Origin of the sequence: Sphingomonas sp. TDK1 (genome assembly GCF_001650735.1) — a bacterium.
Lineage (GTDB): Bacteria > Pseudomonadota > Alphaproteobacteria > Sphingomonadales > Sphingomonadaceae > Sphingomonas.
Window position 1 is genome coordinate 364,575 of sequence record NZ_LXVY01000034.1, and the last position, 12,966, is coordinate 377,540.

At 64.8% G+C, this 12,966-nt stretch carries 11 protein-coding genes; 3 read left to right on the forward strand and 8 right to left on the reverse strand.

The features are described from left to right. Positions 1-8: 8 nt before the first annotated feature. The 5 genes from A7X12_RS18355 to dapA all read right to left on the reverse strand — a co-directional run bounded on the left by A7X12_RS18355 (position 9) and on the right by dapA (position 4,843). Positions 9-362, reverse strand: a complete 354-nt coding sequence (locus tag A7X12_RS18355) for a response regulator (protein WP_064312884.1) — start codon at positions 360-362, stop codon at positions 9-11. A 40-nt stretch (positions 363-402) separates the two neighbouring features. Further along, positions 403-2,796 (reverse strand): hybrid sensor histidine kinase/response regulator, encoded by a 2,394-nt coding sequence (locus A7X12_RS18360; protein ID WP_064312885.1) that lies wholly within the window; start codon positions 2,794-2,796, stop codon positions 403-405. A gap of 71 nt (positions 2,797-2,867) precedes the next feature. After that, positions 2,868-3,410 carry a DUF2062 domain-containing protein gene (locus A7X12_RS18365; protein WP_064312886.1) on the reverse strand — a complete coding sequence of 181 codons (543 nt, stop codon included), beginning with the start codon at positions 3,408-3,410 and terminating at the stop codon, positions 2,868-2,870. Between the two features lies 1 nt (position 3,411). Then, positions 3,412-3,894, reverse strand: a complete 483-nt coding sequence (gene smpB / locus A7X12_RS18370) for an SsrA-binding protein SmpB (RefSeq protein WP_064312887.1) — start codon at positions 3,892-3,894, stop codon at positions 3,412-3,414. 67 nt (positions 3,895-3,961) lie between these two features. After that, positions 3,962-4,843, reverse strand: coding sequence for a 4-hydroxy-tetrahydrodipicolinate synthase (gene dapA, locus A7X12_RS18375; RefSeq protein WP_064312888.1), 882 nt, complete (start codon positions 4,841-4,843; stop codon positions 3,962-3,964). A 71-nt stretch (positions 4,844-4,914) separates the two neighbouring features. Here dapA and A7X12_RS18380 point away from each other — a divergent pair, with 71 nt between their 5' ends. The 3 genes from A7X12_RS18380 (at position 4,915) to A7X12_RS18390 (ending at position 7,794) form a co-directional block, all read left to right on the forward strand. Further along, positions 4,915-6,906 carry a lytic transglycosylase domain-containing protein gene (locus tag A7X12_RS18380; protein WP_064312889.1) on the forward strand — a complete coding sequence of 664 codons (1,992 nt, stop codon included), beginning with the start codon at positions 4,915-4,917 and terminating at the stop codon, positions 6,904-6,906. Between the two features lie 14 nt (positions 6,907-6,920). Then, on the forward strand, positions 6,921-7,400 hold the full coding sequence (gene greB, locus A7X12_RS18385) for a transcription elongation factor GreB (RefSeq protein WP_064312890.1): 480 nt from the start codon (positions 6,921-6,923) through the stop codon (positions 7,398-7,400). A gap of 115 nt (positions 7,401-7,515) precedes the next feature. Then, the gene (locus tag A7X12_RS18390) at positions 7,516-7,794 is read left to right on the forward strand and encodes an acylphosphatase (RefSeq protein ID WP_064312891.1); all 279 of its coding nucleotides are present in this window, start codon (positions 7,516-7,518) and stop codon (positions 7,792-7,794) included. A gap of 148 nt (positions 7,795-7,942) precedes the next feature. Here A7X12_RS18390 and A7X12_RS18395 read toward each other — a convergent pair whose 3' ends face one another. The 3 genes from A7X12_RS18395 to A7X12_RS18405 form a co-directional block, all read right to left on the reverse strand. After that, on the reverse strand, positions 7,943-8,122 hold the full coding sequence (locus A7X12_RS18395; protein WP_064312892.1) for a DUF3108 domain-containing protein: 180 nt from the start codon (positions 8,120-8,122) through the stop codon (positions 7,943-7,945). Between the two features lie 330 nt (positions 8,123-8,452). After that, complete coding sequence (gene ettA, locus A7X12_RS18400; RefSeq protein WP_064312893.1) at positions 8,453-10,132, reverse strand: energy-dependent translational throttle protein EttA; 1,680 nt, start codon at positions 10,130-10,132, stop codon at positions 8,453-8,455. Positions 10,133-10,307: 175 nt separating this feature from the next. Continuing rightward, positions 10,308-12,713: a TonB-dependent receptor gene (locus tag A7X12_RS18405; protein ID WP_198162073.1), complete on the reverse strand. Its 2,406-nt coding sequence runs from the start codon at positions 12,711-12,713 to the stop codon at positions 10,308-10,310. Positions 12,714-12,966 lie beyond the last annotated feature (253 nt).

Consider the following 12,966-nt stretch of genomic DNA (forward strand, 5'->3'; position numbering starts at 1 on the left):
CCGGACGCTCAGCTGAGCGTGCTGAGCACCTTGTCGACGCGGTCGAGGGTGAACGGCTTGGAGAGCACCGGCCGGTCGCGGTGGAGCGGCGCGATGCTGTCATCGGCGCCGCCGGTCGCGAGCACGAAGGGGATGCCGAGTTCGGCGAGCTTGTCGGCCACCGGCCAGCTCTGCTCGCCGCCGCGCAGGTTCACGTCGAGGATCGCGGCATCGATGCCGCCGGCGCCGATCCGATCCAGCGCCTCCGCCACGGTGTCGGCCGTTCCCGCCGGAACACGGTCCAGCGCATCGAGGAAATCCTCGAGCATCATGGCGATCAACGGCTCGTCTTCGACGATGAGAATGTTACGCGGACCCTGCATATAACCCCCTTTGCAGGAAAAATTGTTTCGTGCCAAGCACTTATTTGGTCACCAATATCACCTGAACCGCTTCTGCAAGTTGTTGCACGGAAAAGGGTTTCGGCAGAAAGGCAACATTGTCGAGATCGATCGAACGACGCAATTGTTCCTCCGCATAGCCTGACATGAAGAGGATCGGGAGGTCCGGCCAGCGATCCCGCACCTTGCGGGCCATGCTGGGCCCATCCATCACCGGCATCACGACGTCGGAAACCAGAAGATCCGGCTTCTCCATCGTCTCGATCGTTTCAAGCGCGACTTCGCCATTTTCGGCGGTGACCACCGAATAGCCCTGGCGGGTCAGTGCGCGTTCGGCGATCGCCCGGACCATATCTTCGTCCTCGACGACGAGGATCGTGCCGGTACCCCAGAGATCGGCGGGTTTATCCTTCACCACCGGCAGCTTGGCTACCGCCGCTTCTGGCGCGGTGTGCACCGGCAGATAGATGGTGAAGGCCGCGCCGCCGCCCGGATTGTTCTCGGCGAAGATATAGCCGCCCGATTGCTTGATGATGCCGTAGACCGTCGACAGGCCAAGCCCCGTCCCCTTGCCCACCTCCTTGGTGGTGAAGAACGGCTCCCAGATCTTGGGCAGGATCTCGGGCGGGATGCCGGTGCCCGTGTCCGAGATGCGCAGCGCGGTATAGTCGCCCACCGGCAGCACGTCGTCATCCATGCGCCGGACATCGGCCGAGGAGACCGCCAGCGTCTCGATCGTCAGCGAACCGCCGCCGCTGGGGTTCTTGCTCAGCATCGAATCGCGCGCGTTCACCGCGAGATTGACCACCACCTGTTCCAGCTGCCCGGGATCGGCGCGCACAGGCCCGAGGTTGCGGCCATGCTTCACGTCGAGCGACACGGTTTCGCCGAGCAGGCGCTTCAACAGGTTCGAGACTTCCGAGATGATGTCGGGCAGCTGCAGCACCTGCGGCCGCAGCGTCTGCTGGCGCGAGAAGGCGAGCAGCTGGCGGGTCAGGCTCGCCGCGCGATTGGAGTTGGCGCGAATCTGCTGGATATCGTCATAATCGCTGTCCCCCGGCGAATGGCGCATCAGCATCAGGTCGCAATGCCCGATGATCGCGGTGAGGATGTTGTTGAAATCGTGCGCGACGCCGCCCGCGAGCTGGCCTACCGCCTGCATTTTGGTCGCCTGGGCGATCTGGCGCTTCAGCTTGCCCTCCTCGCCCGAATCGCGCAGGCTGAGCAGCACAGCGGCATCGCCAAGTCCGCGCGCACCGGCGATGGTGATCGCGACCGGCTCCTCGGAAGCGTCCTTCAACCGCACCGTGATTTCCAGCGATTGCGGGGCACCGCCGGCAAAGCGCCGCACGGCATCCGCCAGCGTCGCCTTGTCCTCACGCACCACCAGATCGCCGGGATAGAGCGGCGGCGCGGCCGGATGCACGCGCGCCGTGCGGACGAACGCGTCGTTCATCGTCAGGAACCGACCGTCGCGATCGATCAAGGCAAGGCCGGTCGGAAGCAGCGAGATCAGCGAATGGACATGGGCCGAGGCGCTGCCCGCGAGCGCCGGGGCGGCGAGCGCCGTCGGCTCCTCGTCGAGAAGTGCCACGAGCAACGGCGCCTCGTCGCCTTCCAGAAACGGTATCTGCAGCACCCGGAGCGGCGTACCCTCGATCCCCTCGCGCTCGAAGCGCACCTGGCCGATCGAATCGGTGATCAGCAGCCGCGCGAAATCGCGGCCGTCGACAATGCCGTCGGCGCTGCCGAGCGCGCGGTGACGGAATACCCGGTTGGCGGATCGGATGCGCCCGTCCGGCGCCACCAGCACGACCATCACCCCGGCACCGCCCAGACGATCGCCGGTCGGGCCCGCGAGCAACCCCTGCAACTGCACGGCGAGATCCAGCGCGTGGATACCGATGAAGCGCCACACCAGCGATTCGTCGCCGACCCGAACGACGCGCACCGCAACCTGCGCGCCGAACACCTGAACGTCGCTGCACCGGCTCTCGCCATCCCGCCAGGCCGCCCGCGCACAGGCTCCCAGCGCACGCTCGCCTTCCTCGCCGATCGGCAGGCTGGGTGGCGTCGGCCAGCCGCCGAACAGCGCTTCGTAGCGCGGATTGGCGCAGACCAGCCGTCCGCTGCGATCGGTCACCGCCAGCGCATCGTCGCTGGCCGAGGCGAGCGCATGGGCGATCGCCCAATCGGTATAGCGTTCGATGCTGGTGCTGGGCGACCGGAACAGCCGGCCGATCGCCAGCAGCAGCCCGGCCGCCAGCAGGGCAGCCGCACCGAAGCCGGTGGCAATCGCGCGATCGTTCAGGCTGAGAAGGACGACGGCCGCTGCGGCGACGCCCGTAACCACCACCGCCGCGATGGGCAGCAGCAGGGACGGCTTGGGCAGCTCGGCATCGGGCAGACTTGCCATCGTTCACCGATGTTCTGCCGCAGGCCCAGCGTCAAGCGTCGATCGCTCGAAAGCGGATTGTCGCGTTCGCCTTATGCGCGCTGAAGGCGCTGCTGCAGGCGACGCTTGCGTTTGTGGAGGATCCACCAGCGCCACAGCAACCCACTGCCGAAATAGCCGAGCACCGCAAGCACGACGGCGATGGTGACCAGTCCGGTAAGCGTCGCCGGCCCCGCCTGGTGCAGCAGCCAGTCCAGCCAGCCGGGGGTATCGCCCGACAGCACCTCCTGCGCCGCGCGGGGCCCGAGGATCCAGCTGCCCAGCCAATAGGCCGCGACCCACAGCGGCGGCGTGGTGAAAGGGTTGGTGAAGAAGGTGGTCGCGGCCGCCGCGGGGATGTTGGCGCGCAGCGGCAGGGCCAGCAAGGCGGATGCGGGGATCTGCCCCATCGGCACCAGGATGCCGGTGAGCATGCCCAGCGCGACGCCGCGCGGCACCGAACGGCGGGTGAAGCGCCACAGCGACGAATGCATCACGCGCCCGGCTACCGGCTTCAACCAGCGATTGGTCTCGATCGATTCCCGAGTGGGGACCGCCTTGTCGGCCAGGCGACGCAGGCGGCCCTGCGCGGCCATCTCAGCCGCGGTCCCGGAGGATGCGCGACTGCTCGCGCTTCCAGTCGCGCTCCTTGATGGTTTCGCGCTTGTCATGCGTCTTCTTGCCCTTCGCCAGCGCCAGTTCAACCTTCGCACGCCCCTTGCTGTTGAAATAGACCGACAGCGGGACCAGCGTCATGCCCTCGCGGGCGACGGCGCCGTGCAACTTGTTTATCTCGCGCTCGTGAAGCAGCAATTTACGCGGCCGCTTCGCCTCGTGATTGAATCGGTTGCCGTGGCTGAATTCGGGGATGTTGGCGTTGACCAGCCACACCGCCTCGTTCTTTATCTCGGCATAGGCCTCAGCGATCGAGCCCTCGCCGAAGCGCAGCGACTTCACCTCGGTCCCGGTCAGCACCAGGCCGGCTTCATAGGTCTGCTCGATGAAATAGTCGAAGCGCGCGCGCCGGTTCTCGGCAACGGTCTTCACTTTGTCGAAGGTAGCGGGACGCGGACGGGCCATAAGAGGGCGGGATGTAGGGAGGCGGAGGCCGGAGCGCCAGCCGTTTGTTGGCGCCCCGGTCGGAAGGTCAGAGAAGTCCGGCGAAATCCAGCGCGGCGTCCACCGCCTTGCGGCTCGCTTCGCCCGCCTCGGTCATCGGCAGGCGCAGTTCCTGGGGGAAGCCGGGACGCACGCGGCCCATCGCATATTTGACCGGACCTGGGGACGCATCGGTGAACATCGCGATGTGGAGCGGATACAGCTTGTCGTGCAGCTCCAGCGCGCGGGCGGTGTCACCTTCTGCCCAGGCCGCCTGAAAGTCGGCGCACAGCTTCGGCGCGACATTCGCCGTCACGGACACGCAGCCCACCCCGCCCATCGCGTTGAATGCCAGCGCGGTCTCGTCATTGCCCGAGAGCTGGACGAACCCGGTGCCGCAGCCCGCGCGCTGCTCGGAGACGCGGCTGAGGTTGCCGGTGGCGTCCTTCACGCCGACGAACGTCTCCGGGAACGCCTTCACGATCCGCGCCATGGTGGCGGGCTGGATATCGGTCACGGTACGGCCGGGAACGTTGTAGAGCACGATCGGCAGATCGGTTGCCTCCGCCACCGCGGCGAAGTGGCGGAAGATCCCCTCCTGGCTCGGACGGTTGTAATAGGGCGGCACCATCAGCGCGGCGTCGGCGCCGGCATGCTGGGCGGCATGAACATTGTCGATCGCCACCTTGGTATCGTTCGAACCGGCACCGGCGAGAATCTTTACCCGGCCTTTCGCCTGATCGGCACAGACCCGCACGATGTGGAAATGCTCGTCCTTCGGCATGGTCGCGGCCTCGCCGGTGGTGCCGCAGGGCACCAGCGCGGCGGAGCCTTCGCCGATCTGCCATTCGACGAGCGCGCGGAAATCCTCCTCCGCGAACGCGCCGTTACGGAACGGCGTCACGAGCGCAGGGATCGATCCAGAAAACATCGCGCGGAATCATCCTCTTTTTCGGTAGAAACGGGGTGGCAGATACGGCGCGATCTCCTATCATGTCCAGCATGGTCGGTACGGTACTCAAAGGCGCGTTGTTGTTCGCCGGTGTTTCGGGACTGGCGGCCTCCTCGCAGGTAACCCCTGCGATGCTGGCGGCCCTGGCAGGCGGCTTCGTGCCCCAGGCGCAGGCGCAATATGATCCGGTGAGTACGGCGCTGGTCGAATGGAAGCGTCTGCAGCAATCGGACAATTACGCCTTTTCCGACTATGCCAATTTCCTGCTCGCCCATCCCGGCTGGCCCGGCGAGAAGAGCCGGCGGGCGGCTGCCGAGACGATCCTCGACAGCGGCGCGACGATGCCGGACCTTGCCATCCGCTTCTTCACCCGTTTCCCGCCGATCACCCCGGCCGGCCGGCTGCGCTATGCCGAGGCGCTCGCCGCCACGGGGCGTCGCGCCGAGGCGGAGGACCAGGCACGCCGGGTATGGCGATCGGGCGTTCTGCGCAGCGCCGACGAAAGCAGGCTCCTCGCCTCCTTCGGCACCGCGCTCCGGCCTGCGGACCATGACGCGCGCGAGGACATGTTGCTGTGGCAGGGTGCGACGAGCATCGCGACGCGGCAGCTGCCCTTCACCTCGCCCGAGCTCCGCCCGGTGTTCGACGCGCGGATCGCCTATCGCACCAACGCCTATGACGCTGCGACCAAGGCGAGCCTCGCGGAGGCGCGCGGCGGCTCCGACCATGGCTATATCGCCGATCGCGCGCGCTGGCTCGGCCAGACCGGCCAGACGCAGCTGATGCGGTCGTACCTCGCCCAGCCGCGCCGCATGGCCGGCTTCCCGGGCGATCCGGAGAAATGGTACGAAGTGCTGCTGTCGGCGGCCCGAGGCGCTCTGGCGGACGGGCAGTACGACCTCGCCTATCGCATCGCATCGCAGGTCGACGACGCCTTCCCTTCCGGCACCGATGTCGGCGATCTCTCGCTGGGCGTGCGCGACGATTATACCAGCCTCACCTGGCTGGCGGGCACGGTCGCGCTCTACAATCTCGGCCGGCCGAACGATGCGGTCGGCATGTTCGCGCGCTACGGCCATGGCTCCAAGACCCCGGGCACGCAGTCCAAGGGCCTGTATTGGGCCGGACGCGCGGCGGAAGCGGCGGGGAATGCGACCGGCGCGCGCAGCTATTATGCGAGCGCGGGCGGTTTCCCGGACCTGTTCTACGGCCAGCTCGCGGTCGAACGCCTCGGCCAGCCGCTGCGGGGGCCCCGCGATCTCAGCGGCAAGACTGCTTCGCCTGGGGCCCGTGAGGCATTCTATCGCCGCGAGCTCGTCCGCGCGGCGCAGCTGCTCGGCCAGATGGGCAACCGCAGCGACCAGAGCCTGTTCCTCCGCAAGATCGCCGAGGATGCGACGACCGAGGACGACCATCTCCTCGCCGCCGACCTCAGCCGCACCCTCGGCCGGCCGGATCTGGGCGTGATGGTCGGGCGGAGCGCGCTGCAGAACGGCCTTTCGGACTACAGCGCCGCCGGCTATCCCTCGGTGAAGGTGCCGGAGGGTCAGCGTGACTATTGGACCATCATCCACGCCATCGCCCGCCAGGAGAGCCAGTTCAACCGTGACGCGGTGAGTCGCGCGGGTGCACGCGGTCTGATGCAGCTCATGCCGGGCACTGCGCGCGAAACGGCAGGCAAGCTCGGCATGGGCTACGACCCCGGCGCGCTCAACACCGATACGGACTACAACATCCAGCTCGGCTCCAGCTATTTCCAGCGGATGCTGAACTATTATGGCGGCTGCTATCCGCTGGCCGTCGCCGCCTACAACGCCGGGCCTGGCAATGTGAACAAGTGGCTCAATGCCTATGGTGACCCGCGCCTGCCGGACGGCGACATGGTGCGCTGGATCGAGCAGATCCCGATCTTCGAGACAAAGAACTATGTCCAGCGCGTGCTGGAGAACGCCGTGGTCTACGACCTCATGAACCCGTCCTATGCGCGCAGCAAGGGGACGGCGAACCTAAGCTGGTATCTGGGCAAGAGCCGGCCGGGCTGATAGCGCGGGCGACGATGAACGATCGCCCCAACTATATCACGCCCGCAGGCTATGCGGCACTCAAGGCCGAGTATGACCAGCTGTTCGGGCAGGAACGCCCCAAGCTGGTCGAGACCATCTCCTGGGCGGCGGGCAATGGCGATCGCTCGGAAAACGGCGATTACATCTATGGCCGCAAGCGGCTGCGCGAGATCGATCGGCGGCTGGGCTTTCTCGCCCGGCGGATGAAGGCGGCCAAGGTGGTCGATCCCAGCCGGCAGGAGGATCGCAGCGGCGTGTTCTTCGGCGCCTGCGTGACCATCGCCGACGAGGAAGACAACCATCGCACGCTCACGCTGGTCGGCGATGACGAGGCCGATGCCGCCAAGGGGCTGGTTGGCTGGAACGCACCGCTGGCTCGCGCACTGCGCGGCGCTCGCATTGGCGATCTGCGCCGGGTGACGCTGCCCGCCGGCGAACGTGAATATGAAGTGCTGGCGATCACCTATCCCTGACGCGCCGGGGACTGCCATAGTTGCGGCGGGCCGTTCCCGTGCCCCGCTGCCGAATTGTGCCAGACTGCTACAGGTAATGTCGGTCCGACACGGCGGGCGTGTATAAAGGGAGCATATGGCGCAGCAGCGAATCCTGGTTTCGGGACGGGTACAGGGGGTCGGCTATCGCGACTGGGTGGTGCGTACCGCCCAGCGCGGAGGGCTGACCGGTTGGGTGCGCAATCTGCGCGATGGGCGCGTGGAGATTGTCGCCGCGGGGGAAGACACCGCGCTCGGTCTCTTCGTCGAGGCGTGTCGTGAAGGCCCGCCCATGGCGCGTGTTGAGCATGTCGATAGCGAAGCGGTGGCCGAGGATAAGGTGCACAAGGGCTTTACCAAACGGTTCACCGCCTGATCCACGCCCTTCAGGGTTCGGCCAGCGCCGTGCAGTCGCCGCCTAGATGCTGGCCGAACATCGGGCCATCCGTGCCTAATTCCGCCGGCGGTTCCTTACCGATCTGATAGCGGAAGGCGGGGCTGTCTTCCGCATCCGCATCGATGAGTCACGCATCCTGACCATCCACCTTAGCAAGGCCGACCACCTTCAGCGTAAAGCGTCCCATGCCCTTGTCGTACTGGAAAAAGGGCAGCTCGTAGGTTTTCCCCTCCGCCAACGGCAGCGCGGCGAAGGCCAATCCCACAAGATTGCCATCCCACACTGCGCCCGGTGCGGAGATCGCCACGGCGCAGCACGAAATGATCGCGCATGTCGAAATTTTCCGTCGCCGAGGCGGTGGTGGACGACAATGTCCCAGACAGGCGTATTGCGCCGTCCATCGCAGGACGGGCGCGCTGCCAGGTCTGGCCGATCGGCTTGTCGGCGCGAGTCAGCGCATAGCAGGCGCACCCCTCGCGAAGCCTGATACCGTGATCCGGCAACGGCATGCCAGCGACCGGAAGCGGTGCAAGTACCGTACGGCTCCGCAGGTAGAGGCCCGTACTATAGCAGCGACACACCCTAGAAAAGCGAGCGCCGGATCAAGCCCCAAGGGCTCGAACCGGCGCGTAGGAAATCAGCGCGTCAGCTTTTTGTAGGCAAGCGCGGTAGGACGATCGGCGGCATCGCCCAGGCGACGGCGCTTGTCTTCCTCATAGGCTTCGAAATTGCCCTCGAACCATTCGACATGGCTGTTGCCCTCGAAGGCGAGGATGTGAGTGGCGAGACGATCGAGGAAGAAGCGATCGTGGCTGATCACAACGGCGCAGCCCGCGAAATTCTCGATCGCCTCTTCCAGCGCGCCCAGCGTTTCCACGTCGAGGTCGTTGGTCGGTTCGTCGAGCAACAGCACGTTGCCGCCACGCTTGAGCATCTTGGCGATGTTGACGCGGTTGCGCTCACCACCGGAGAGCTTGCCGACGATCTTCTGCTGATCCGCGCCCTTGAAGTTGAACGCGCCCACATAGGCACGCGTCGACTGATCGTGGCCGTTGATCTTCATGTAATCGAGGCCGTCGGAGATTTCCTGCCAGACATTCTTGCTGTCGTCGAGGTGATCGCGGCTCTGGTCGACATAGCCGAGGCGCACGGTCGAGCCGATGTCGATCTCGCCCGAGTCCGGGGTTTCCTGGCCGGTGAGCAGCTTGAACAGCGTCGACTTGCCCGCGCCGTTCGGCCCGATAACGCCGACGATGCCGCCCGGCGGCAGCATGAACGAGAGATTCTCGAACAGGAGTTTGTCGCCGTACGCCTTGGAGATGTTTTTGGCCTCAATCACCTTGCCGCCCAGGCGCTCGGGCACCTGGATGACGATCTGGGCCTTGCCCGGCGTGCGGTTTTCCTGGCTCGCGACCAGCTGCTCGAACTTGGCGATACGCGCCTTCGACTTGGTCTGGCGGGCCTTGGCGCCCTGCCGGATCCATTCCAACTCGTCCTTGATCGCCTTCTGACGGCCGGTGGCCTCACGGTCTTCCTGCTCGAGGCGCTTGGCCTTTTTCTCAAGATAGGTCGAGTAGTTGCCTTCGTACGGGAAATACTTGCCGCGGTCGATCTCGAGGATCCATTCGACGACGTTGTCCAGGAAGTAGCGGTCGTGGGTGATCATCAGCACCGCGCCGGCATATTCCTTGAGATGGTTTTCCAGCCAGTTGACACTTTCGGCGTCGAGGTGGTTGGTCGGCTCGTCGAGCAGCAGGATAGACGGCTTCTGGATCAGCAGCCGGGTGAGCGCGATGCGGCGCTTTTCACCGCCCGAGAGGTTGTCGACCGGCCAGTCGGACGGCGGGCAGCGCAGCGCTTCCATCGCGATCTCGAGCTGGTTGTCGAGGCTCCAGCCGTCGACCGCGTCGATCTTGGCCTGGAGATCGCCCATCTCCTCCATCAACGCGTCGAAATCGGTGTCGTCCTTGGGATCGCCCATCTCGGCCGAAATGGCGTTGAAGCGATCGACCATGTCCGCGACTTCGCGCGCCCCGTCCTTGACGTTCTCAAGCACATTCTTGCTGGGATCGAGCTGCGGCTCCTGCGGCAGATAGCCGACGGTGATGTTCTCACCCGGCCAGGCCTCACCAGCGAAATCCTTGTCGATGCCCGCCATGATCTTCATGAGGGTCGACTTACCCGCGCCGTTCGGACCGACGATGCCGATCTTGGCGCCCTGGTAGAATTGCAAGTTGATGTTGTTGAGCACCGGCTTGGGGGCGCCGGGGAAGGTCTTGGTCATGTCCTTCATGACGAAGGCGTATTGCGCTGCCACGGTGGCGGATCTCCGTTGCGAGAATTCTGAATGCTGGAAAGACGCGAAGCATGTAGCGATGCCGCCGCCGCTTGGCAACGCAGTGGGGCGCCGGCCCGCCCGCCCTCGCCGCAAAGAAATGCCCCCGCCGGATAGGCCGGCGGGGGCAGGTTGGGGGGTGTCGCCTACCCGGGGATTAGAAGTTGAAGCGGATCGCCGCCGCGACGGTGCGCCCGTTCATGACGCGAGCGCTGACGATACCGTCCGCAGGGATGCTAGCCTGAGTGACTTCGGTTACGCCCAGTGCATTGAACAGGTTGCTGCCGTTCACCGAGAGGGTTATCCGGTCGACCGGCCGATATTCGACAAAGGCGTTTACGGTGGTGAAAGCCGGCATTTTCAGCTTGTTGACGTCCTGCGCATAGCTGGAGCCGGTATAGACCACCGACGACCCGAAGCTGACCGCGCCAAGATCGACCACCGGCATCGCCTGCATGATCAGCTTCGGCTGATGCCGCGGCGTGTTGCCCGCGATCGTTGCATCGGTGTTGTCGCTCTTGATCTCGGCATGGGTATAGGTCGCGGCTGCCGTAATGCTGAACGGACCATGCGCGTAGCTGCCTTCAAACTCCGCCCCATAAGCGCGGTAGCTGCGGCTGAACGGCACGAGCGTCAGCACGCCATTGGCATCGGCATTGACCTGGAAGTTCTGCTCCGCCGTGTTGGCGACGAAACCCGTCAGGTTCAGCGTCAGTGCCTCGGTACGGAATTTGACGCCTGCTTCCGCTTGTCGCACCGGATTATAGGTGTCCTTGCTGCTGGCAGGCTTCCCGGTGACCGGGTCGAGCGTCGGCGTAAAGACGATGGTTTCCGCCAGGGCACGACCACCTTTGCTGTAGCGGGCGAAGGCGGCGAAGTTCTGCGAAACGCGGAAGTTTACGCCGATCGAATAGCTCAAATAGTGATAGGCATAATCCATCGGCGCGGGCTGATCGGCGCGAATCCCGTCGGCCCATCGCTCGGGCGGGCTGATAACGCCATCCCCGTTGATGTCGAACGGCATCCAGCGGGTACGGTTGCCGCCCATCTCGATGCCGTAGCGCTGCCCCTTCACCCGACCGCTGTCGTAGCGAACGCTGCCGCCGACGGAGAGGCGCCCTGTATGGAAGTTAAGCGACCCGTACGGCGCGGTGATGTCGTAGTCGGCATCGAAATAGCGATTGCCGAGGACCGTGATCGGCCAGATGCTGAACGCGGCGATGCCGCCCTGAGTCAGTTTCGTGCCCCCCGCCGTCGTGAGGTCGAGCAGCGCCGAATCGGGGCCGGCGAAATCCTGGAACGCCGTGTCCATGAACAGTTTGGCCGTAAGCTTCTGGTACGCCTTGTAGACGCCCCCGGTCGTCGTCAGGTCGCCGCCACCGACGTTCCAGACACGGGACGCGCGGAAATCGTTGACGAAATAGTCGGCCTTCGGCGCCCCCATGTTGTTGATCGACGAGAAGCTTGCGAGGCCGTTGCCGTTCAGGGTCGCCGGGTTTGTGACCGGCCGCCCGGCGTTCGGGCCGGTGGCATAGCTGAACTGCGCCCCCGGGCCGCCGAACATCGCCGCAAGCACCGGAGCCGAGGTGAGGATTACCGGTTGGGATCCGCCGACCGCCGACGCGTTGCTGCTGTATCGCATGCGGTTGACGAAGGTCCACGAGGCAATGTCGAACTTCGCCTCCAGCCCTAGTGCGGCAGATTTGGCATGCCACCCCTGCGCCAACTCCGTGCGGACCACCTTCGGATCGACACCCACGCTCAGCACGTTGGGCATGTTTTTCGAAATGGTATTGTTCACCCGCGGGTCGAAATTGGCGATCGTATTGAACGTGGGATTGGCATCTGTGCCGGTCACGCGCATCGGGCCCGTGGTGAAGAAGGCTTCGCGATCGTCGAGCACCTTCGCGTAGACCCGGACATAGCCGTTGGCAAAGTCGCGCGTGATGTTCAGCTTGACCTGACCACCGTGGAAGGCGGAAGCGCCCGCGTCGCGCGTGCCGGCGCCCGTCTGGTAATACCCGCCGAGATGGAAGCGCAGATTGGTCGACAGGCGGCCGCCATACTCAAAATCGCCGCGCTTGCGATCGAGATGAACGAGACCCGTGCTCAGTTGGATCGAGCCCCCCTCGTCCTCCCCTGTCTTCGAAATGAAGTTGATGACGCCGCCAGGTGAATTGGACGCAAAGGTCGATGCCGATCCGCCCCGGATCGATTCAATGCGCGACAGGTTCAGGTCAGCATGGATCAGCATATCCGGCTGGAGTTGGGCGAGATCGCCAAACTCCAGAACCGGCAGGCCGTCTTCCTGAAACTGTAGGAATTTGGAACCCAAGCCTGCCAACGGCAGGCCGCGAATGGTGTAGTTGGCATACCCGCCATTGCCAGTATCTTCCACGCGGATGCCCGGCACCGTGCGCAGAACCTCGCCAAGCGTGCGTGCGCCGATTTCCTGAATGCGGTCCTCATCGATCGCGCTGGTGGAAATGGCGCTGTCGAGCAGGTCGCGCCCCTTCGCCACGCCGGTCGAGAACACGGCTTTCTTCGATTTGGCAGCCGGCACGGTCTGGGTTGCCCCCGCGTCCGCGCCCGCATCATCAGCACGCGCAACTACGCGATCCGGTGATGCAAATGCAGGTGTACAGAAAACGACCAGTGCGATCGACGTGGATAAAGCAACCTTCACGCAACCCTCCCTAAAAGTATTTATGCTTTTGCATCTGCGGGAAATATGATGCTAATTCCTTGCGTGATAGATCGCGATGTTGCCGTAAGTTACTATACGTATACAGTTATCATTATTCGAAAATGATTAA

Coding starts and splice junctions, on each gene's coding strand:
- A7X12_RS18390 (WP_064312891.1), top strand. CDS start 7,516: ATGGCGCAGCAGCGAATCCTGGTTTCGGGACGGGTACAGGGGGTCGGC.
- A7X12_RS18355 (WP_064312884.1), bottom strand. CDS start 362: ATGCAGGGTCCGCGTAACATTCTCATCGTCGAAGACGAGCCGTTGATC.
- greB (WP_064312890.1), top strand. CDS start 6,921: ATGAACGATCGCCCCAACTATATCACGCCCGCAGGCTATGCGGCACTC.
- A7X12_RS18360 (WP_064312885.1), bottom strand. CDS start 2,796: ATGGCAAGTCTGCCCGATGCCGAGCTGCCCAAGCCGTCCCTGCTGCTG.
- smpB (WP_064312887.1), bottom strand. CDS start 3,894: ATGGCCCGTCCGCGTCCCGCTACCTTCGACAAAGTGAAGACCGTTGCC.
- A7X12_RS18365 (WP_064312886.1), bottom strand. CDS start 3,410: ATGGCCGCGCAGGGCCGCCTGCGTCGCCTGGCCGACAAGGCGGTCCCC.
- A7X12_RS18380 (WP_064312889.1), top strand. CDS start 4,915: ATGGTCGGTACGGTACTCAAAGGCGCGTTGTTGTTCGCCGGTGTTTCG.
- dapA (WP_064312888.1), bottom strand. CDS start 4,843: ATGTTTTCTGGATCGATCCCTGCGCTCGTGACGCCGTTCCGTAACGGC.